General features: G+C 45.7%; 16 protein-coding genes and 1 tRNA gene. 12 read left to right on the forward strand and 5 right to left on the reverse strand.

Going from position 1 to position 21601, the window contains the following annotated elements:
- Positions 1–36: 36 nt before the first annotated feature.
- The 10 genes from Tanf_RS07020 (at position 37) to Tanf_RS07070 (ending at position 15217) form a co-directional block, all read left to right on the forward strand.
- Positions 37–1524, forward strand: a complete 1488-nt coding sequence (locus Tanf_RS07020) for a xylulokinase (protein ID WP_046825361.1) — start codon at positions 37–39, stop codon at positions 1522–1524.
- Between the two features lie 48 nt (positions 1525–1572).
- Positions 1573–2892: a xylose isomerase gene (xylA, locus tag Tanf_RS07025; RefSeq protein WP_046825362.1), complete on the forward strand. Its 1320-nt coding sequence runs from the start codon at positions 1573–1575 to the stop codon at positions 2890–2892.
- A 25-nt stretch (positions 2893–2917) separates the two neighbouring features.
- Entirely contained in the window at positions 2918–4417 is a 1500-nt protein-coding gene (gene xylE / locus Tanf_RS07030) for a D-xylose transporter XylE (protein WP_046825363.1), read from the forward strand.
- Positions 4418–4958: 541 nt separating this feature from the next.
- Positions 4959–5252: a hypothetical protein gene (locus Tanf_RS15515; protein ID WP_046825365.1), complete on the forward strand. Its 294-nt coding sequence runs from the start codon at positions 4959–4961 to the stop codon at positions 5250–5252.
- On the forward strand, positions 5252–5437 hold the full coding sequence (locus tag Tanf_RS15520; RefSeq protein WP_046825366.1) for a DUF4974 domain-containing protein: 186 nt from the start codon (positions 5252–5254) through the stop codon (positions 5435–5437). The genes Tanf_RS15515 and Tanf_RS15520 overlap by 1 nt, the downstream gene beginning before the upstream one ends.
- Positions 5438–5484: 47 nt before the next feature.
- Positions 5485–8949 (forward strand): TonB-dependent receptor, encoded by a 3465-nt coding sequence (locus Tanf_RS07050; protein WP_080948581.1) that lies wholly within the window; start codon positions 5485–5487, stop codon positions 8947–8949.
- A 12-nt stretch (positions 8950–8961) separates the two neighbouring features.
- Positions 8962–10608 carry a RagB/SusD family nutrient uptake outer membrane protein gene (locus Tanf_RS07055; RefSeq protein WP_046825367.1) on the forward strand — a complete coding sequence of 549 codons (1647 nt, stop codon included), beginning with the start codon at positions 8962–8964 and terminating at the stop codon, positions 10606–10608.
- A 14-nt stretch (positions 10609–10622) separates the two neighbouring features.
- Positions 10623–12254 (forward strand): DUF8499 domain-containing protein, encoded by a 1632-nt coding sequence (locus tag Tanf_RS07060; RefSeq protein WP_161794945.1) that lies wholly within the window; start codon positions 10623–10625, stop codon positions 12252–12254.
- A 56-nt stretch (positions 12255–12310) separates the two neighbouring features.
- Positions 12311–13702: an alpha amylase family protein gene (locus Tanf_RS07065; protein WP_046825369.1), complete on the forward strand. Its 1392-nt coding sequence runs from the start codon at positions 12311–12313 to the stop codon at positions 13700–13702.
- Between the two features lie 54 nt (positions 13703–13756).
- Entirely contained in the window at positions 13757–15217 is a 1461-nt protein-coding gene (locus tag Tanf_RS07070) for a calcineurin-like phosphoesterase C-terminal domain-containing protein (RefSeq protein ID WP_046825370.1), read from the forward strand.
- Positions 15218–15625: 408 nt separating this feature from the next.
- Here the strand turns inward: Tanf_RS07070 and Tanf_RS07075 are convergent, their stop codons facing one another.
- Both Tanf_RS07075 and Tanf_RS07080 read right to left on the reverse strand, forming a co-directional pair.
- Positions 15626–16096 carry a hypothetical protein gene (locus Tanf_RS07075; protein ID WP_140230632.1) on the reverse strand — a complete coding sequence of 157 codons (471 nt, stop codon included), beginning with the start codon at positions 16094–16096 and terminating at the stop codon, positions 15626–15628.
- 758 nt (positions 16097–16854) lie between these two features.
- Positions 16855–17106, reverse strand: a complete 252-nt coding sequence (locus tag Tanf_RS07080) for a hypothetical protein (RefSeq protein WP_140230633.1) — start codon at positions 17104–17106, stop codon at positions 16855–16857.
- A 416-nt stretch (positions 17107–17522) separates the two neighbouring features.
- Between Tanf_RS07080 and Tanf_RS07090 the strand changes: the two genes are divergently transcribed.
- Positions 17523–17858, forward strand: coding sequence for a type II toxin-antitoxin system HicB family antitoxin (locus Tanf_RS07090; protein WP_014225942.1), 336 nt, complete (start codon positions 17523–17525; stop codon positions 17856–17858).
- A gap of 189 nt (positions 17859–18047) precedes the next feature.
- Here the strand turns inward: Tanf_RS07090 and Tanf_RS07095 are convergent.
- Positions 18048–18120: transfer RNA gene (locus Tanf_RS07095), tRNA-Gly, on the reverse strand.
- A gap of 74 nt (positions 18121–18194) precedes the next feature.
- On the opposite strand from Tanf_RS07095, the gene argB reads away from it, so the two are divergent.
- Positions 18195–18962, forward strand: coding sequence for an acetylglutamate kinase (gene argB, locus Tanf_RS07100; RefSeq protein WP_046825372.1), 768 nt, complete (start codon positions 18195–18197; stop codon positions 18960–18962).
- Positions 18963–19004: 42 nt separating this feature from the next.
- Here argB and Tanf_RS07105 read toward each other — a convergent pair whose 3' ends face one another.
- Both Tanf_RS07105 and ispE read right to left on the reverse strand, forming a co-directional pair.
- Complete coding sequence (locus Tanf_RS07105; protein ID WP_046825373.1) at positions 19005–20798, reverse strand: YgiQ family radical SAM protein; 1794 nt, start codon at positions 20796–20798, stop codon at positions 19005–19007.
- Complete coding sequence (ispE, locus tag Tanf_RS07110) at positions 20795–21598, reverse strand: 4-(cytidine 5'-diphospho)-2-C-methyl-D-erythritol kinase (RefSeq protein ID WP_046825374.1); 804 nt, start codon at positions 21596–21598, stop codon at positions 20795–20797. The genes Tanf_RS07105 and ispE overlap by 4 nt, the downstream gene beginning before the upstream one ends.
- Positions 21599–21601 lie beyond the last annotated feature (3 nt).

Consider the following 21601-nt stretch of genomic DNA (forward strand, 5'->3'; position numbering starts at 1 on the left):
AAAGAATGAGCAATCAGAAAAAAACAAAAATAGTATATGTATTTATTGGGTTATGACATTGGCAGCTCGTCGGTAAAAGCGAGTTTGGTAAACGCGGAAAGCGGCAAATGCGTGTCGTCTGCATTCTTTCCCAAGACAGAGGCGGAAATCATTGCCGTGAAACCGGGATGGGCAGAACAAAATCCCGAATCTTGGTGGGAAAACCTGAAGCTGGCCACGCAAGCCGTATTGACAAAGTCCGGAGTGGATGCCAGAGATATCAAGGCCATCGGCATCTCTTACCAGATGCATGGCTTGGTATGTGTGGACAAGAACGGGCAAGTGTTGCGTCCCGCTATCATCTGGTGCGATTCAAGAGCTGTCCCATACGGTCAAAAAGCAATTGAAATGTTGGGAGAGGAAATGTGCCTTTCTCATCTGCTGAATTCTCCGGGAAACTTTACCGCATCGAAGCTGGCATGGATTAAGGAAAACGAACCGGCCATATATGAGCGAATCGATAAGATTATGTTGCCGGGAGATTATATCGCAATGAGACTGAGCGGTACCATTTGCACCACCATTTCGGGTTTATCCGAAGGCATGTTTTGGGACTTTAAGAATGGTCGGATTGCCGACTTCCTGATGAATCACTATGGATTTGACTCTTCATTGATAGCTGATATCAAATCCACTTTCTCCGAACAAGGACGTGTCAATGCTGCTGCAGCCTGCGAATTGGGTTTAAAAGAGGGTACCTCTATCACTTACCGTGCCGGAGACCAGCCCAACAACGCCCTATCACTGAATGTATTCAATCCCGGAGAGATAGCTTCCACGGCAGGTACGTCTGGTGTGGTATATGGTGTGAACGGAGAGGTAAACTATGACCCAAAATCGCGTGTCAACACTTTTGCACACGTCAACCATAGTGCCGAACAGACCCGTTTGGGCGTCTTGTTGTGCATCAACGGAACGGGCATTCTCAATTCATGGGTGAAGCGCACCGTCGCTCCCGAAGGCATTTCGTACAACGACATGAATGTATTGGCCGCGCAAGCTCCCATAGGTAGCGCCGGATTGAGTATTCTACCCTTTGGCAATGGGGCGGAGCGCATGCTCGAAAACAAAGAAACCGGTTGTTCTGTCCAAGGAATCAATTTCAATTTACATGAGAAGTCACACATCGTCCGTGCGGCACAAGAGGGTATCGTGTTCTCTTTTAAATACGGCATCGACATTATGGAACAGATGGGTATCTCCATCCGGAAAATCCATGCGGGAAAAGCCAATATGTTCCTCAGCCCGCTGTTCCGCGAAATGCTGGCAGGAGTAACAGGCGCAGTAATTGAACTGTACGATACCGACGGTTCCGTAGGAGCAGCCAAAGGGGCAGGCATTGGTGCCGGCATCTACAAAGATAATAACGAGGCTTTTGCTACATTAGAGAAGGTGGAAGTCATTGAGCCGAAACTGGCCGACCGTGAAGCGTATGCAGGAGCATACGGACGCTGGAAACAATGTCTGCTTAACGTGCTTTCATAAAACAAATAGAAAACAAAAAATAATAAATTCTAAAAACAAATTAAGATTATGGTAACAAAAGAGTATTTTCCCGGAATAGGAAAAATTAAGTTCGAAGGAAAAGAGAGCATGAACCCAATGGCATTCCGCTATTACGATGCTGAAAAAGTGGTGATGGGAAAAAAGATGAAAGATTGGCTGAAATTTGCCATGGCATGGTGGCATACCCTCTGTGCGGAAGGTGGCGACCAATTTGGCGGTGGTACGAAGCAATTCCCTTGGAACAGTAGTGCAGACAAAGTGCAGGCCGCCAAGAACAAAATGGATGCTGGCTTTGAGTTCATGCAGAAAATGGGCATCGAATACTATTGTTTCCACGACATAGACCTTTGCGAAGAAGCCGATAGCATCGAAGAATACGAAGCCAACCTGAAAGCTGTTGTGGCATACGCCAAACAGAAACAAACGGAAACAGGCATCAAACTGCTGTGGGGTACTGCCAACGTATTCAGCCATGCACGCTACATGAACGGTGCCGCAACCAATCCGGATTTCGACGTAGTGGCACGTGCTGCCGTTCAAATCAAGAACGCCATCGACGCAACCATCGAACTAGGTGGAATGAACTATGTATTTTGGGGTGGACGTGAAGGCTATATGTCATTGCTGAACACGGACCAAAAACGTGAAAAGGAACACCTTGCACGGATGTTGACCCTTGCCCGCGACTATGCCCGCAGCAAAGGCTTCACCGGTACATTCCTGATTGAGCCCAAACCGATGGAACCCTCCAAACATCAATATGATGTAGACACCGAAACCGTCATCGGCTTCTTGAAAGCTCATAATCTGGATAAGGACTTCAAAGTGAATATCGAGGTGAATCATGCTACGTTGGCCGGTCATACTTTTGAACACGAATTAGCCGTAGCCGTCGACAACGGTATGTTGGGTTCCATCGACGCCAACCGTGGTGACTATCAGAACGGATGGGATACCGATCAATTCCCTATTGATAACTTTGAACTGATACAGGCCATGATGCAAATCATTCGTAACGATGGTCTGGGCAACGGTGGTACGAACTTCGACGCTAAGACTCGCCGTAACTCGACCGATTTGGAAGACATCTTCATTGCGCACATTGCAGGCATGGACGCTATGGCACGCGCCCTTGAAAACGCAGCCAAACTGCTTGAAGAATCTCCTTACAAAAAGATGCTGGCCGACCGCTATGCTTCTTTCGATGCCGGCAAGGGCAAGGAGTTCGAGGAAGGCAGATTGACGCTGGAAGATGTGGTGGCATACGCTAAAGCCAACAGCGGCGAACCTAAACAGATCAGTGGCAAACAAGAGTTGTATGAGGCAATAGTAAATATGTATTGCTAATCTTTATCGTATTGTAAATTATATCATGAGTAATACGGAAAACGGCAGCAAAGTCTATCTATTTTCTATTGTGCTTGTTGCTGTCATCGGAGGCTTGCTGTTCGGATACGACACGGCAGTTATCTCCGGTGCGGAGAAAGGAATTCAGGCTTTCTTCATGGGAGCCAATTTCGAATATACCGACACGATGCACGGCATCACCTCTTCCAGTGCATTGATAGGGTGTATTCTGGGTAGTGCGATTTCGGGCTTTCTTGCTTCCAGATTGGGACGCAAACAGTCTCTTCTCGTAGCCGGTGTGCTGTTCTTATTATCTGCACTCGGTTCTTATTATCCTGAGTTTCCGCTCTTCGAGCAGGGAGTACCCTCTTATTCGTTGTTGATTGCATTCAATCTTTATCGCATCTTAGGCGGTATCGGTGTTGGTTTAGCTTCCGCCATTTGCCCGATGTATATTGCGGAAATTGCTCCGAGCAATATTCGTGGAACATTAGTGTCGTGGAATCAGTTTGCCATAATCTTCGGTCAGCTGGTGGTTTATTTCGTGAATTTTTTGATTTTAGGCAGCCATGCCAATCCCGTCATTGATTTGGTGAACGGAGTAAACCGAATCATGAATCCGGATGTAGCTGTGTGGACTATTGAAACCGGATGGCGTCTGATGTTTGTCAGCGAGGCAGTTCCTGCAGGGCTTTTTGTCTTGCTGGTACTGTTTGTACCTGAAACACCCCGCTATCTTACCCTATGCGGTAAAGACGAAAAGGCGTTGCATGTGCTGAGCCGCATCAATGGACTTGTGCAGGCAAAAGTCATTTTGTCCGAAATCAAGGCAACCACCGAAGAAAAGACGGAAAAACTATTTACATACGGATGGATGGTTATTTTCATCGGTATCATGTTGAGCGTATTCCAGCAAGCTGTCGGCATCAATGCAGTGCTTTATTTTGCACCTCGCATCTTCCATACGATGGGCATGGGCAACCCGATGGTACAGACAGTGATTATGGGTGTCATCAATATCCTCTTCACTTTGCTGGCTGTCTTCACGGTAGAAAAATGGGGACGAAAACCGTTGCTGATATCCGGTTCCATCGGTATGGCGATAGGGGCGTGTGGTGTAGCTCTTTGCAACTTTGCCACAGGCGTTCCATCCGTCTTTCCGGTTGTCAGCATCATGGTATACAGTGCTTCATTCATGTTCAGTTGGGGGCCTATTTGTTGGGTATTGATTGCGGAAATCTTTCCGAATACCATTCGCGGTGCGGCTGTGGCCCTTGCCGTGGCATTCCAATGGATTTTCAACTTCATCGTTTCATCCACATTCGTGCCGATGTATAATATGCGTTTGGGAGAGATGGGTGACAAGTTCGGACACATGTTTGCCTATGCACTCTACGGTATCATTTGTGTGATGGCCGCCATCTTTGTCTGGAAGCTCGTTCCCGAAACGAAAGGCAAAACATTGGAGGATATGACCAAGTTGTGGAAAAACCGGAAAAAGAAAATATTCATTCGGTGTGATTGATAATGGAAGGTGTGGTTGATTAAAATTGACCGCACCTTTCTTTTCTCCTTCTCTGCCCCTCGCTTCTCCGAAAGTCCCTTAAGTTCTCACTCACCGTTCTTTTGCACATCCTATTTGAGGATATTCCGGTTTTCATTGCTGTCCGCTAAAAATAGCCGAATTAAGCATATACGCGCACCTCTATTTTCATTTCTAAGGCTTGGGAACCCCACAGAAGAAGAGATTCTGTACATTTATAGAGCTTATATTCGTTCTCTGCAACGGCTGTTCACTAAAAAAAGCTATATCAGCCATAAGAGGGGCTTACTTTTTAAGAAGGAAATATGAAGGTACTATTTATAGGGACTGAGGGGACAATATTTATTGCTTTTATAGTTTTATCGGACAGCAATAAAAAAAATCAAGCTTTCCATTCTGAATCAACGTTTTTTTTCTTATCCGAAGCGCAGATGTATATTGTTGAGAAGAGATGAATCGACTTTTTTTTGATTTTATTTAGGGTTTATGCCTAAATGTTTGCTTTATATACAAACGATAATGAATGAAACGCGAAACGTTACATAGTTTTTTCGACGGAACGGCTACATCTGAAGAGGTACGTGAAGAGGTACGGTCAGTCAAGGAATGGCTGGCCGAATCGGAGGAACACATGAAGGAGCTGATATCCGAACGTGCTTTTTTCGACGCGCTGATCTTGTCAGAAAACAAAGAGGAAACATCTATCCTGCGTGCTGAAAAACAACGGAGAGTTTATCGCAGAATAGGAGTAGAACTGCTGAAAATTGCTGCTGTTGCGGCTGTCATTGCTTCCGGAACACTCCCTTTGAAGAACTGATGTCTCGCCTTGAAAAATGTTACGGCATTACGGTCCGGATCGAAAATGACCGGATCAGGCGGAAGGTTTTCAGCGGTAAGTTCCGCATATCGGACGGAATGGAAAATATATTGCGTCTGCTCCAACAAGAAGAGCGTTATGTGTTTGAACGTGACGAATCCGAGTCGGTCATTTACATTCACTGAAAATTCATGCTAAATATCTAATTCCATCATAAAAAACATTTAACAATATGGCAAAAAAACATTTATCAAAGAATCCGGATAAACGGAATTCTTTATTCAGAAACCTGTTCCGATGTACGAACATGTTTGTGCTATCGTTTTTACTGACTTCCGGTAGTATACATGCCGGCGTATTGTCGGAGCAGGAGAACAAAGTCTCGCTTGAGAAAAACAACGTTCGTCTCGAACAGATTATTCATGAAATCGAATCTCAGTCCGGCTATTTGTTTATTTACTCGGGCGATGTAGACATCAAGCGCGAGTATTCCCTCAATGTACGTCAGCAGGGAATTCGGGAGACATTGCAGGAATTGTTCGGCAATTCCGGTATCAAGTATCGGATCGACGGTTCTTATATCGTCCTTTCGAAAGATAAACAAGAGGCCGCTAAACAATCGGTTACTCAGGCCTCGCGACGTATCAGCGGAAAAGTGGTTGATGCCGAAGGGCGGCCGGTGATCGGAGCCAATGTCGTGGAGAAAGGTACAGGGCACGGCGTGATCACCGATGTCGACGGGCGTTTTTCGCTCGAGGTGCCGGAGAAGGCCGTTCTTCAGATCTCGTACATCGGCTACGTGACACAGGAGATTCCGGTCAGAAACCGGAAAGATTTTTCCATTGTGCTCGAAGACGACACCAAACTCTTGGACGAAGTGGTCGTAGTCGGTTACGGCACGCAGAAGAAAGTGAGCGTTACGGGCTCTGTTGTACAGATTCAGGGAAAAGAGCTGTTAAAGAATCCCGTATCGAACATCTCCTCGATGCTTACCGGGCGTTTGCCGGGTATTACTTCTACGCAGGTATCGGGGCAGCCGGGTAGCGACGATGCCAGCATCTTGGTAAGAGGATTTTCAACGACCGGAAACAATGCTCCGATTATTTTGGTCGACGGGGTGCAGCGTTCGTATAATCAACTTGACCCGTATGAAATTGAGTCTGTTACCATTCTGAAAGATGCTTCGGCAGCAGCGGTATATGGAATGCAGGCAGCTAATGGAGTCATCTTGGTTACTACAAGAAAAGGTGTTGCTCAGAAGACTAAAATCACGTATTCGACGAGTTTTTCGTCCAACGAAAATACCGCTTTCCCAAAATTCCTTGATGGGCCTCAATATGCGTATTACTATAACAAAGCCCGTGAAATGGATGGAAGAGATCCTCTGTTTACGGAAGATGACGTAAATAAAATGAGAAATGGAGATCCGAGCGGTAAACTGGGAAATACGAATTGGCTGGATGAGATTTTCCAGACAGGACATACCCAACATCATAATATTGCCGTAAACGGAGGAAATGAAAATGTGAAGTACTACGTTATGGCCGGATATTATAATCAGAAGGGAAATATCAAGAACTTCGATTTCGAACGTTATAACATTCGTAGCAATGTAGATGCCAATATCACGAAAAACCTGTCTCTATCGTTAGATATTGGTGCCCGCTTGGAAGAACGAAAAGCTCCGGCTTTAGATGCAGGACAAGGGGGCGGTATCAAAGGAAGCGCTTATAGTTACAGCATCCTCAGGCAAGCGGTGAAAGCTTTACCTTTTCTGCCGAAAGAATACGAAGGCATTCCTACCGGTTCGAAAGTGAATCCGATACCAATGAACCCGATTGCTGCAAGAGATTTATCGGGGTACAACAATACGACCATGGCGGTTTTGCAAAGCAACCTCTCTTTAAAATGGAATATCCCCCATATAAGAGGCTTGCATATCAAGGCGATGTTAAGCTACGACCATGACTATACGTACGGAAAGAATTTTAAGAATACGTATGAGTTGATGGGGGCTGATATCACGCAATTGCATACGGATAAATTTTACACCAAAAATAATTTTCAGGCCATCTCAAGACCTTCTTTGACCGAGTCGATGGGAAGAGCATCCCGGTTTACCGGCCAATATTCGATCAACTATGCCAATACGTTCGGCGATCACGATGTGACGGGATTGTTCCTTTATGAACATTCCGACAGAAGATTCAATAAATTTCATGTATCCGGGATTGATCTGGATATTCTCGGTTTGGAAGAGCTCGACCTGATGAATAAGATCAGCGATATCGGAAAAGGGTTTGGCGGAGAAAGCAAAACATCTCCTCGGGCTGGCTATGTCGGACGTATTACGTATGCCTACAAACAGAAGTATCTGGCCGAACTGTCGGGTCGCTATGACGGATCGTATAAATTTGCGAAGAATAAACGCTGGGACTTTTTCCCCGCGTTCTCTTTGGGATGGAGAATCTCGAACGAAGATTTCTTCAAAAACAATTCGAACCTCTCTTTTGTCGATGATCTGAAAATAAAGGCTTCATACGGTAAATTGGGGAATGATGCGGCGGTGGATCCGTTCTCTTACCTGAGCTACATGAAGTTTATTTCGGAAAACGCATCGGTTATCTTCGGAGAAACTCCTCAGAGGGCATTGATGACCGATGTCGTAGCAAGTCCCGATATGCTTTGGGAAGTAGCTACCACCTATAACTTCGGACTCGAGTCCATGTTTTTGGGGGGCAAACTTGGCGTAGAATTCGACGCGTTTTATAAAGTGACTTCCAATATTCTGCGCAAACCTTCTTCTTATCCGCCTTCTGTCGGAAAGTATTACCCCATCTACGTGAATGAAGGGATTGTAGATAGCCGCGGGTTTGAATTGACGCTCTCTCATAATAATCGCATCAATGACTTCAACTACCGAATCAGAGCCAATGTGAGCTGGGCTCGGAGTAAAATAATCAAATGGGACCAAAGCCCGAATATCCCTTATTGGCAGAAGAATAACGGACGTACCGTCGGACAAAAAGAAGGTTTTATCGCGTTGGGTCTGTTCCAAAGCGAAGAAGAGATTGCCAATTCGGCCGTTGTGGCAGGTAAACCGACCCGTCCGGGAGACATCAAGTATAAAGACCTCAATGGGGATGGAAAAATTACGTACGATCAAGACCGTACGTTTATCGGCAAAAGCAACTATCCCGAACTGATTGCCGGTTTGAATCTGGGGGCCGACTGGAGAGGATTCGACTTCTCGGCACTGTTTCAGGGCGGAGCGATGTCCGATGTCGCGTTGATGGGATCCTACTACGGAGTAGGTTGGGATAACACGCAGTTTACACGTCCTTTCTACGGAGGCGGAAACTCTCCCGTTTACCTGATGGAAGGCGCATGGCGGCCGGATAACCCGAATGCCAAATATCCGCGTCTGACCCTCGAACCCGACAACAACGGATACGCCAATACGCTATGGCTTATCCACGGTTCCTATGTGCGTCTCAAAAGTGTTCAATTAGGATACAGCATCCCTAAAAGAATGATACAGAAGATAGGGGCCGATAATTTGCGCCTTTATGTTTCAGGATCGAACTTGTTTACATTAAGTCACATGCCGTATATCGATCCGGAGGCTCCCGATGTAAACAACGGGTATTATCCTCAACAGAAAACGTACAGTATCGGATTAAACATTACTTTCTAAAATAAGCAAATTATGAAAAATAAATTTTATCATACGATCTTGTTATTCGGCTTTATTCTTTTTGTCGGCTGTCAGGACTTTTTAGATCCTACGCCTACCAATAAATATTCGAATAAGTTCACGTGGGAAAGTGAAAAAAATGCCACCCTTTATTTAAATGGGTTTTATACTTATATAGGAACTTACGGAAACTTTGGAAACGGACAGTTCGGCGCAACCCTGCTGACCGATGGTCTTACCGACCAACTCAAATATGCCGGAAATGTTGCGGGAGTAGGTACGCCTAATCTCTACGCGTACTACCCCGAACGTATCACGCCCGACCAGAACTCGCTCGGTGTTTGGAACGATGCTTACGAAAGAGTGCGCCGTGTCAATGAGGCATTGTTGGGATTAAATGAATTTGCTAAATTTCCCGACGAGAAGAAAAAAGATTATGAAGGACAGTTGCGTTTCTTCAGGTCTTATCTTTATTTCCAATTGATGAAGCGCCATAAGAGCGTCATTTTATTAGATAAGCCGACTTCTCACAAAGACAATCCGAGAGCATCGGAAGCCGAAGGATGGGATTTCATCGAAAAGGATCTGAATGAAGCCATCGCTTCTCTGCCGGTTACTCGTCCGGCTGCCGAATCGGGACGCCTGACGAAAGGAATGGCTTTGGCGTTTAAATCAAGAGTGATGCTTTATGCCCAGCGGTGGGATAAGGCCAAAACAGCCGCTCAGGAATGTATCGATTTGAAAGATGATAAAGGGGGGCTTGTGTACGAACTCAATCCTGAATATCGAAAAGCTTTTGCGAGCTATGAGCAGGGAAACAAGGAAGCGATCCTGTATTTCCGCTATGTTTCCCCTGCCCCAACGCATAACTTCGACAAGAACTACGTGCCCGGAGGCGATTATGCCGGACTGGGAGCTTTGGCCGGTCCTACGCAGGAAATGGTGGAAGAATATGAACTGGCAACCGGAGGAAAGCCCGATTGGAGTAAATGGCGTTCCAAAACAACCGAAACACCGCCATACGAACTGTTGGAGCCTCGTTTCAAAGCTTCCATACTCTACAATGGCGCTTCCTGGAAAGGTCGTAAAATTGAAGCTTTTGTGGGAGGTGCCGACGGCTTTCAGGACTATGGCTCTGCTTCGGCGTCGAACGGACATACTGTTACCGGGTATTTCTTGAGAAAAAATCTGGATGAAAAGAATACGGATGTGGAAAAAAATCTCAGCACACAACCCTGGATCGAAATTCGTCTGGCCGAAGTGTACTTGAATTTGGCGGAGGCTGCGGCCGAATTGAAAGACGCGGCAACGGCTAATCAAGCGCTTACTGCCGTAAGGAAACGTGTAAGTCTGCCCTGGAGTGCCAAAACCGGCGATGCTTTAATGCAGGCTGTACGTCATGAACGAAAAGTAGAACTGGCTTTCGAAGGACAATATTATTGGGATCTTCGCCGGTGGAACAGAGCCATGGCGGAGCTTAACAACGAGCGTTTTCATGGGTTGAAAATAGAAAAGGCCGGAGATACGTTCAGTTATCAGTATGTGGTTGTAGACGATCAGGTAAGAAAATATACCGAAAGACTTCAAAAGTCGTTTCCCATACCTTCTGCCGAACTTGCCAACAATTCGGCTATTCAGCAATTAGATGAATGGAAATAAAAACAGAAAGAAAGATGAAAAATATTTATTTTAGCATATTGTGCAGCATAGCCTTATCATTAACAGGCTGCCAAACTCCCGAGGAGTTGGTGATGGATGAATCTTCGGCCGGAGCACACGGATTTAATGTTAAATTCTCCGATGGGTCGGGAGACTTTTATCCCGAGAAAGCCGCTCCTTATAACGACGGAGATGTGTTGACATTTGTTGTTCCCTGGTTCTATCCCGAAGACAGCAACAACGAGACGGATCTGACGAAGATGAAGCTGTATGCTTCTTTACCGAATAATGTGACCGTAGAACCGGGATTAGGCGGTATCTTTGATTTGACGAAGGAACATCAGATTACCGTTATTTCGCCGAATGGATCGAAAGCCAGACTGACGGTCAAAGGAGAACGTCGGAAGAGTTCCAAGAAAATGATCACCGAGTTTTCGCTTTCTAAAGGAATACAAGGGATTATTTTCGAAGATAAGAAAATGATCGGACTTATTTCCGGAGGATTGGATCTTTCGAACATGGTACCGACCATCAAGGTATCGGCACATGCTACGGTTTCTCCCGATCCGTCGTTGCCGCAGGATTTCAGTAAACCGGTGGAATATACCGTAATGGCTCATGATGGATCGACACAGAAATATACGGTGCAAATTCTTATTCCCGATAAGATTCCGTACGGATTGCGTAAAGAAAGTGCCAAACAACTGTTCAGCATTCGTCTTTCCGATATCGGGATTAATCAAGGTAATCACTGGAGTACCGGTATCGCCGTATCTTCCAAGTATGTGTTTATCAATACACGGAATTCCGATTTGACGTATGTCGACCGTTTCACGGGCAAAAAGGTAGGTGCTATTTCGTTGCCTTTCAAATCCAGTTTGGGGAACTTCTTTATTACGAATGATGATCATGATAATTTGCTTATCTCGAATTACAACAACAAAGCCGGAGGAACGTTGACGATCTACAGAATAAAGGATACGGCCGGGCCGGAGAAGTACATTGAATTCAAAAATGCTCCTGTATCGGGACGCCGAATGTCTGTTACCGGAAGTCTGGATGGAGATGCGATCATTTTCGCTCCTTCCGATAAGTCGAGCGATGTCCTTTACTGGACGGTAACCGGTGGCATATTGAAGTCGCAGGAACCGCAGGTGTACACGGCCGATGAGACGAAGATTAAATGGAACTTTGTCGCCGATGTGGCCGCTATAGAGAAAGATTTGAACAAAGGTTTGTTTATTGCCGGTTACGGTCCTGTGAATGCCGTCGGGTTCTTCAATGCAGACGGAACGCTGAATACCGGAGCAAACTTAACCGGTCTGGGTCTGGATAAGCATGTGAACCATGCACTCGATTTAGTGGTATTTAACGGAGCTGCTTACCTTGCTTTAGGCAGTCAATTCTATGCAGCGAACGCAATCGGTTTCATTTTCGATGTGACGGTTCCTTCGAGCATCGGAGGAGATAATGCGCTCGTATATAAATCACCTTCGTTGCCGACCGACAACAACGCAAACTCAACGGCAGACATTCATCTGAAAGTTTCTGCCGACGGATTGAAAATGGTGTTGTATCTCTTTGGCACGAATGGAGGGGTCGATGCTTATGAGTTCGATTGTATCGATGTAAGTAAACTGATGTAATTATAAATTGTTTTTACGGGGAAGGGGATTCAATGTCCCTTCCTTTTTTATGTTTTATGATGAAATATCCATACGCTTATTTATTACTGCTTATTTTTGCGTTTCTTTCCGCCTGTGGAGAAAAAAAGAAAGAATTGCCCTGGGAATGGCCGAAAAAACCGGACACTCCCGATGTCACGCCGGCTTCGGAGAAACCCCGCTTTATCTGGATCGATGCGGCCGCCAATTTCCCCGATTTTGCCGACAGCAAGGAGAACATTGCCCGTGATCTGGCGCTTGCTAAAGACGCCGGTTTTACCGACGTGGTCGTGGATGTGCGTCCGACCAGCGGAGACCTTCTCTTTCGTTCTTCCGTGCCCGGTTCCAAACCGGTTAGTTGGCTGGGAGCTTGGGTGAAAGGTACGTATACGAAAATCGAACGGAAGGCAACGTGGGACTATCTTCAGGCTTTTATCGACGAAGGACACCGCTTGGGCTTGAAAGTGCATGCCGGATTCAATACCATGACCGGCGGCAACAGCACTTCGCTGGGAACGGAAGGCATCCTCTTTCGCGATGCGTCGAAAAAGAACTGGGCAACCTCCGAAAATCTTGCTTCCGGTATTACGAATACTTTGAATAACGGTCAGCGAAACACCAAATTTTTTAATCCCGTAAACCCCGAAGTGCAAGACTACTTGTGCGCCTTGCTGAAAGACCTTGCTCAATACGATTTGGACGGGATTTTTCTTGACCGCGGACGCTTCGACGGTATTCAGTCCGATTTCTCCGATCTGACGCGCAAACAATTCGAGGCTTATATCGGAAAGCAAGTAAACAATTTCCCCGACGATATATTGCCTAAAGGCGCTACGATGGTCGATATAAACAAGATGACGTCTTATCCCCCTTATTTTAAGAAATGGCTTGAATTCCGTGCTAAAGTGATGCACGATTTTATGGCGAAAGCCCGTAAAGCGGTTAAAGACACGAATCCGAAGGTGAAGTTCGGCGTATATGTCGGCGGATGGTACTCTATTTATTACGAAGTGGGTGTCAACTGGGCGAGCAAGAAATATTCCGCTTCCGATTACCGTTGGGCTTCGGCCGAATACTGCAAGTACGGGTATGCCGACTTGATGGATCAGATGCTGATCGGAGCTTACGCCTCACCGCTCAAGGTGTACGGAAGTACGGAGTGGACGATGGAAGGATTCTGCCGTTTGGCGAAAGAGAAAATCCGAAAGGATTGTCCGATGGTGGCCGGTGGTCCCGATGTGGGTAACTGGGACCTGAAAAATATAGCTACGCCCGCGCAGGAAAACGAGGCCATTGTGAAGTCCGTCAAAGCTTGCATGGACGCTTGCGACGGATATTTCCTTTTCGATATGATCCATCTGAAACTGGCCAATCAGTGGAACTATGCCAAAGAAGGTATCCGGCTGGCTACCGGAAACAGCAGTAAGTAGCAGAACACATTTTTTATTACGATCGGAATTTATTTTCAAGAAAAAAAGAAACGTATGAAACGATTTTTTGTGTATGTATTAGGGTGCGTCGTGCTTGGCGGAGGATGGAACTGTCCGGAAGTCTCGGCGCAGGCGGCCGTCGAAGGCCGTGTGACGTGTGAAGGAAAAGGAGTGTCGGGCGTTGTCGTTACCGACGGACAAACGTGTGTGACGACCGATCGCGAGGGGCGTTACGTCTTGCCCGTGACCGATCCGACGGCCGAGTTCGTCTATGTATCGACGCCGGCGGGGTATCTGCCCCCCGACAGTGCGGGCATTCCACGGTTCTATCGGGCGATCGACCGCGCGAAGCCGCAACGGCATGACTTTTCCCTCCGCCGGAATCCGAAGGATGATCACCGTCATTTGCTCGTCGTACATGCCGATCCGCAGTTTTTCAGCGAAGAGAATTTCGCCTCGTACGTCGATATCGTCGCCGATTGCCGGCAAACCGTCGACGCGTACAGGCAAGGTGATGTGTTCGGCATCGATTGCGGCGATCTCGTGGGCGACAAGCCGCAGCTTTATAACCGATACATCGACGAGCTGAGCCGCACGGGCGTACCGTTCTACCGCGTGCTCGGTAATCACGACATGCACTACGGAGGCCGCACCGACGAACTGTCGACAGCCACCTATACCCGTCATTTCGGGCCGGCATACTATTCGTTTAATCGTGGCAAAGTACATTACATCGTACTCGACAATGTTTTTTACATCGGCCGCGATCATTTCTACATGGGCTATATCACCGAAAAAATGTTTCGCTGGTTGGAGCAGGATTTGTCGCATGTGCCTGCGGGAAGTACCGTCTTCGTGGCGATGCATATTCCGGCTCGACTGGCCGAGAACCTCGAACCCTTCACGTATTCGAACGAGCAAATGGGCGGACAAACGATCAACGCGCAGGGATTGTTCGAACTCTTGAAGCCTTATCAGGCGCATATCCTGACCGGACACATGCACTACAATAAGAATATCGTACACTCGCCACAACTGTACGAACATAACACGGCGGCCATCTGCGGTACGTGGTGGCAGGGAGCGTATTGCCTCGACGGTACGCCGCTCGGTTACGGGGTGTACGAGGTCGACGGCGACCGGGTAACGTGGTATTTCAAGAGCGCCGGTCATCCGCGCGACTATCAGATGCGTGGTTTTCCGGTCGGAGCCAATACGGAATTTCCCGACGACGTGACGGTGAACATCTGGAACTGGGATGCCGGATGGAAGGTCGAATGGTACGAGGACGGACGCCGTCAGGGCGAGATGACCCGTTTCGACGGCATCGATCCCGAAGTCGTAACCATGTGTGCCGACAAAGAGCGGTTGAGGTTTAAATGGATAGCACCGATTAAAACGGCGCACATGTTTCGGGCGACGCCCGCCTCGCGGCAATCGACCGTCGAAATCGTAGCCACCGACCGATTCGGAAACCAATATAAAACAAGTATACAACCGACAAAAAACAAGTAAACAAAGGAAGAGCCATATCTTGCCGAAGCGGAATAAACGTCATACGCAAACGCTATGCCGATCTGCTCGCGCGTCGCGCCGGTGCGAAAAAAGACGAGCAGCCGTAAGAAAAGACGACCGCAAGCAACGGGGCGGGGGAGTGCCCGCCCCGTAAGGAAGGTGAACACATGGAGGCCGGATTGAAACAGCAATTTTCGATCCGGCTGAATTATTACGCCCTTTCAGGACTTTTAAAGCATTCAGCGGTCAGTATTCAGCCAACAAATCAACAACTCAACACCCCAAAAAGGCACAAGGGCTGAAAGCCTGAGGTAAGAGTCATTATGAAAGTTTAATTAGCTTTCAGCACTCAGCGAATAATTCAACAAATAACCATTATATGACCAAAGGGTATTGTGGAATTTGGACTTATTTAATGTTGAAATGTATTCGATGGCCAGCCATTTTACTCATTAACAATAAAGTTATTTGATGTGCTCCGGAAGTATGTTTGTTTTTGATTTCTGCTTTATATACAGGCTGATTATCTTTCGGATTATCGGATAAATTCGTAATATACATGAAACTTGAATTTATTGATTTTACGAAAATTGTGTCAGGTTCAGGAAAATACGTTACATATAACAATGAATCATATGAGTTATGTATCGGATATTTTTTTTTATGATATATAAAGTAAATTTCGTCCGTATCAATAATAATGCCATTGATTCTATTAAAACCCTTCGTTTGGATATAAATGGTGGTATCAGTTCCTCTTTCGATGACATATTCCGTACCGGATAAAATATCGAAATCATCGATTTTATCATAACACGACGACAACATCATACATACGACAGCCCCCACCGTCATACCGATTTTCCATGTTCTTTTCATTACCTTTATCCTTTCCATTCCATTTCGTATGTTAAATGAACTTTTTGTGAGTGCAAAGGACGGTCGTTATGTGGTTATGGACAATCCCTAATAATTGGTATTTTTTGTCTTGTTATCCCTATTTTTGGCTGTTTGATTTTCTCTTTTTGTCTGAACTTATCGGCTCTTTTGTGAATTTTTATCGTGTGTAATCGGACGTTTAGTTGTTGAGATGTTTGTTTAGTATTCAGCCGTCAGCGTTCAGCCAACTCAACAATTCAACATCTCAACAACTAAACAATAAACAACTCAACATTTATTTCCTCAGGCTTACAGCCTTCCGACGGGATGTGATGCCTTTTCCCCAACGCTTCGCATTGGGCTTTGAATCTACTTACCTCAGAACAAGTACATGCATCAAAAGTGGCGTAAATCATGAAAGAAAAAAGAAACGATAAGAACAAAACAACTGTCAACCTTTTTCAGGACAGGACAGATGAAATTTAGATATAATGACTTGTCAGCTCATAAATTGTTTAAAGTCGATAAGAATATATTGGAATCTTTAGGCACTTTGGTTTCCATGAAAGACGGCTGTCTTTTTTTTGGTGAGCCTGGAAAACTTCTGAAGATAAGGGTAGATTAAAGTAAAATTAAAATTTACCGGTATGACACTTAACTTCGATTCCGATGTTTTGCGTCCGACCGACATGATTGTTATTGATTCCATTTTAATGATTGTCGAACCATCAAAAGATAAATTAATTCACTTATTCAATTTATCTACTCACCGCATCCTGTTCCATCTCAAGGGTGTTGAAGTTCTTGGGCAGCCGTTTCATCCGGCGAAGCTTTACAGCTTCTTTCCGTGAGACGGAGACCAGTTTTCCTTTGCCGTTTGAGATTTCTATAGGCATGACAAAGTATTGCCTGTTGTATGCTTTCTGTTTGATGTCTGCCATGCGGATTGCAAGGTGAAGCCGGAATGCGTGATGCGCATAATCCAGGTATTGCTTCATGTACTGTATCACGATGTTCTGTTTTTTTGTAGCAAAGGTATGGAAGAACAAGCGTGTTCAGGGATTTACGAGGGGAAAACCTTTCAACCAAACGGATATAGCAGGAAACAGTAGGCGCTTTCCAAAAAAGTTTGTATCTTTGCAACTGAAAATTAGTTCCTCGTTGTATGAGCCAAAAAGAAAAACTCGTAAAAAGAATACGCAAGCTCCCGAAAGATTTTACTTTTGACGAGCTACGAAGTCTATTCGCCTACTTAGGATTTGAGGTGGAGAGTAAAGGGAAGACCTCCGGATCGCGAATCAAATTCTACAATAAAAAACAATAAATGCAATATTTGGCCCATAAGCCACACCCCTCGAGTGTGATCAAAGAAAAAGCACTAAAGGACATACTTGGATATTTAATAAATAACAAACTGATATAAAAAATGGAAACACTTCGTTATAAAGGATTTGTAGGAAGTATAGAAGCCGAACTTAAAGACAATACGTTATACGGCAAAGTCTTGGGGCTTGATGCAAAAACAATGATAACTTATGAGGGTAGCACACTCTCCGAACTAAAAAAAGATTTTCAGAATGGGGTAGATGACTATATAGCCCATTGTAAGGAGCATAATATACCCCTGCACAAATCTTACAGTGGTAATTTCAATATCCGAATCCCCTCCGATTTGCACGCCAAAATAGCGGCGACTGCCCAAAGCGCAGGGTTGTCACTGAATGCATTCATAAAAGACACTCTGTCAAAAGCCGTGATGTGAGTATCTGTAAACAAGATAAAAACAGATCATAAAACATTTATGGAAAGGTTCAAGGCTTTTATGGATGTTTCTGCAAGCGTAATTTTTCAAACATATCATGGTTTTCGTTTGTTTTTGCTACCCTCTGAAAACGAACAAAGGTTCTACGATTACTCGCAAAACCTTTGACTTCCATTTGCTTATATTTAGAGCGGCAAACGAGGCTCGAACTCGCGACCCTCAGCTTGGGAAGCTGATGCTCTACCAACTGAGCTACTGCCGCACGATTAAACTTGCAGGCGCAAAAGTACATTATTCTTTTCGTTTTTTTGTATTTTTGGCGAAAAAAAAAATCGGATGCAGAAATTAATATTAGTCAAGGTAGGAGGGAAGATCGTTGAAGAGGAGGCCTCGCTGAACCGATTATTTGCTGATTTTTCGAAGATTGATGGTTTGAAATTACTTGTTCACGGCGGTGGTCGGATGGCGACGGAAGTAGCCGGACAATTAGGGATAGAAAGCCGAATGGTCGAAGGGAGGCGTATTACGGATGCTGCGATGCTCAAAATCGTGACTATGGTGTACGCCGGATGGATCAATAAAACCGTGGTGGCACGCTTACAGGCCTTAGGCATTGATGCTATCGGGCTCACGGGAGCAGACATGAACATAGTACGTTCAGTCAAACGACCGGTCGAGCAGATGGATTACGGTTTTGTTGGTGATGTAAAAGAGGTTCGCCTCGACATGCTACACATGTTGCTTATGCAGAAGATTGTACCCGTCGTTGCACCGATTACCCACGACATGAACGGTCAACTGCTCAATACAAATGCCGACACAATCGCTTCCGAACTGGCTAAAGCCCTGGCCAACCGATTCGACGTGACCTTAATTTACTGTTTCGAGAAAGATGGCGTCTTGCGCAACCAGGACGATGAAGAGAGTGTGATTCCGTTGATGGATCGGACCTTATTCAACACATACAAAGAAAATGGAATCATTCAAGGGGGGATGATTCCCAAGCTGGAGAACGCCTTCAAAGCCGTCGATGCCGGAGTGAAAGAAGTGATTATTACGAAAGCCACCTCACTGGGCAAAAACAGTGGGACCAGAATAAGTTAATAATTGTTGTCCATTCCATTCAACCTTTCGAGAGTTTCTGTATCAGATCGTTTTTTTTATACTGCGTAGATAGCGCATGATTCGGGAACGAAATTTGGGTTGATACCAGAAAAAAAACTGACGCTGTGCAAGTTTTTCTTCTTTCGTTCGGGCACATTCGAGCTTCTCGAGCGTGTAAGGATGAAATCCGGTGTAAAAAATCTCCGTTGCCACCGTCATGGGAGTAGGAGTGAAGTCCTGAACCTGTTCGAGATGAAAGTTATGCCGCTTCGTTTTAATAGCTAACTCTGCCATATGAACAGCCGAACATCCGGGATGACTTGAAATAAAGTATGGAATCAGTTGTTGTTTCAAGCCATTCTCTTTGTTGATGCGATCAAATATTTTACGGAATGTTTCGAACTGTGCGAATGAAGGTTTTCGCATCACCTTCAATACATTTTCTTCGGTATGTTCGGGAGCCACTTTCAGACGTCCTGATACGTGATGCTTGATCAGTTCTTCGGTGTACTCCCGCGCCGCTGTACGTAAAGTTTCGTTATCATACGGATGCAACAGCAAATCGTACCGTACGCCACTTCCGATAAACGTTTTCTTGATACCGGGCACTTTATCGGCCTCCCTGTACAACTCGAGCAAAGGAGCATGATCGGCATTTAGATTTTTGCATACGACGGGATGAATACAGGATGGCTTTTTGCATTTCCGGCAGATATGTTCGTCCTTGCCTTTCATCCGGTACATATTGGCCGAAGGCCCGCCTAGATCACTGATATACCCCTTGAAACCGGGCATCTCTGTGACAGCCTTCACCTCTCGCAAAACAGATTCTTTACTGCGCGAAGCAATAAATTTCCCCTGATGCGCAGAGATGGTACAGAACGCGCATCCACCGAAACATCCGCGATGGATATTAACGGAGAATTTGATCATTTCGTAAGCGGGAATGATCTTATCTTTATATTTAGGGTGCGGAAGACGAGTGTAAGGCAGATCGAACGAGGCATCGATTTCGGCAGTCGTCATTGGAGGATACGGCGGATTGACAATAATAGCCCGTTTCCCCGTCTGCTGAATCATCCGCGATGCTTCGTGTTTATTCGATTCTTCTTCAATGATGCGAAAATTCTGTGCCTGCTTACGTTTATCCTTCAAACATTCTTCGAATGAAAACAGACGGATATCTTCCGTTCCTACAGGTTCATGATGAGGGGTGATATACGCTGTCTGTGGGATGTCCCTGATCGTTTGAAACGGAATGCCTTGCTTAAGGCGTCGTGCCAGTTCGCAGATAGGTTTTTCTCCCATTCCGTAGATAAGCAGATCGGCCGGACTGTCTGCCAGAATACCCGGTCTCAGTCGGTCTTGCCAATAGTCATAATGAGCCAATCGGCGCAGTGATGCCTCGATTCCACCGAGGACGACAGGTACTTCCGGGAATAATTCTTTCAAGATTTTTGCATAAACAATGCTTGGATAATCAGGACGTAATCCCGGCTGATGATTGGGAGAATAAGCATCATCACTGCGCAAACGTTTGTTCGCCGTATAATGATTGACCATCGAATCCATCGCCCCCGGAGAGACTCCAAAGAACAACCGGGGGGTACCTAATTTCTTGAAATCCCGATAATCTCCTCGCCAATCGGGTTGCGGAACAATCCCCACACGCAGCTCTTCGGCTTCGAGTATACGCCCAATCACCGCAGCTCCAAACGAAGGATGATCAACGTACGCATCGCCGCTGAAAAGAATCACGTCCAGACAGTCCCAGCCACGTATTTCCATTTCTTTTTTAGTTGTCGGCAGCCAGTCGGTGAGTCGATAGGCCTTCATTTGGTTTTTCCTTTCCATACGAAACAACCGGGGAAGGAAAGCGAAATATCATGTTCAAACAATCCGAAAACGGCTGATCCTGAACCTGACATAGAAGCATAAACAGCTCCCTGAGCATAGAGTTCATCTTTAATTTCTCCGATCATCGGGAAGTGCGAAAAGACACTCGTTTCAAAATCATTCTTTAAGACATCTTTCCACTCCGATACGGGGAGTCGAATAATTTCGTCCAATGAATGCATCGGTTGCGACGGTTTTACCATAGAATATGCGTCTTTGGTCGATACGAATACATCCGGCTTAACGATGTATAATGTGTATGAGCCGAGAGACAAATCGATGGGTTCGAAAATATTTCCGATTCCCGATGCTTTCACGGGACGGTTACGGATGAAAAATGCGCAATCTGCTCCAATGCCGGACGCTATTTCTTCCAATTCATCGTCCGAGACCGACAGCCGGTAATATTCGCTGACCAGCTTCAGCATGAATGCAGCATCAGCCGATCCTCCACCCAATCCTGCACCGAAAGGAATCGCTTTTCTGAGATAAACGGCTAACGGTGGAATCGTATATTTTTTCCGTAATGATCGGAGCGCTTTGAGTACTAAATTATTCTCCGAGTCCGAATCCAACGTCATCCCGGAACATCGGAGAGAATCGGTTTCAGCCTCAACAATCTCCAAGGCATCGCAAAGCGGAACCGGATAAAAAATCGTTTCGAGGTCATGATATCCGTCCGGTCTTTTCCCGACAATGGACAATCCTAAGTTTATCTTAGCATTTGGAAAGCAGATCATGGT

Source organism: Tannerella forsythia (genome assembly GCF_001006485.1).
Lineage (GTDB): Bacteria > Bacteroidota > Bacteroidia > Bacteroidales > Tannerellaceae > Tannerella > Tannerella forsythia.

What these genes read in the sequence shown, in the direction of transcription:
- argB (WP_046825372.1), top strand. Translation starts at nt 18,195, where the DNA reads ATGCAGAAATTAATATTAGTCAAGGTAGGAGGGAAGATCGTTGAAGAG.
- Tanf_RS07060 (WP_161794945.1), top strand. Translation starts at nt 10,623, where the DNA reads ATGAAAAATATTTATTTTAGCATATTGTGCAGCATAGCCTTATCATTA.
- Tanf_RS07020 (WP_046825361.1), top strand. Translation starts at nt 37, where the DNA reads ATGTATTTATTGGGTTATGACATTGGCAGCTCGTCGGTAAAAGCGAGT.
- xylA (WP_046825362.1), top strand. Translation starts at nt 1,573, where the DNA reads ATGGTAACAAAAGAGTATTTTCCCGGAATAGGAAAAATTAAGTTCGAA.
- Tanf_RS07075 (WP_140230632.1), bottom strand. Translation starts at nt 16,096, where the DNA reads ATGAAAAGAACATGGAAAATCGGTATGACGGTGGGGGCTGTCGTATGT.
- Tanf_RS15515 (WP_046825365.1), top strand. Translation starts at nt 4,959, where the DNA reads ATGAAACGCGAAACGTTACATAGTTTTTTCGACGGAACGGCTACATCT.
- xylE (WP_046825363.1), top strand. Translation starts at nt 2,918, where the DNA reads ATGAGTAATACGGAAAACGGCAGCAAAGTCTATCTATTTTCTATTGTG.
- Tanf_RS07105 (WP_046825373.1), bottom strand. Translation starts at nt 20,798, where the DNA reads ATGAAGGCCTATCGACTCACCGACTGGCTGCCGACAACTAAAAAAGAA.
- Tanf_RS15520 (WP_046825366.1), top strand. Translation starts at nt 5,252, where the DNA reads ATGTCTCGCCTTGAAAAATGTTACGGCATTACGGTCCGGATCGAAAAT.
- Tanf_RS07065 (WP_046825369.1), top strand. Translation starts at nt 12,311, where the DNA reads ATGATGAAATATCCATACGCTTATTTATTACTGCTTATTTTTGCGTTT.
- Tanf_RS07070 (WP_046825370.1), top strand. Translation starts at nt 13,757, where the DNA reads ATGAAACGATTTTTTGTGTATGTATTAGGGTGCGTCGTGCTTGGCGGA.
- Tanf_RS07090 (WP_014225942.1), top strand. Translation starts at nt 17,523, where the DNA reads ATGGAAACACTTCGTTATAAAGGATTTGTAGGAAGTATAGAAGCCGAA.
- Tanf_RS07050 (WP_080948581.1), top strand. Translation starts at nt 5,485, where the DNA reads ATGGCAAAAAAACATTTATCAAAGAATCCGGATAAACGGAATTCTTTA.
- ispE (WP_046825374.1), bottom strand. Translation starts at nt 21,598, where the DNA reads ATGATCTGCTTTCCAAATGCTAAGATAAACTTAGGATTGTCCATTGTC.
- Tanf_RS07055 (WP_046825367.1), top strand. Translation starts at nt 8,962, where the DNA reads ATGAAAAATAAATTTTATCATACGATCTTGTTATTCGGCTTTATTCTT.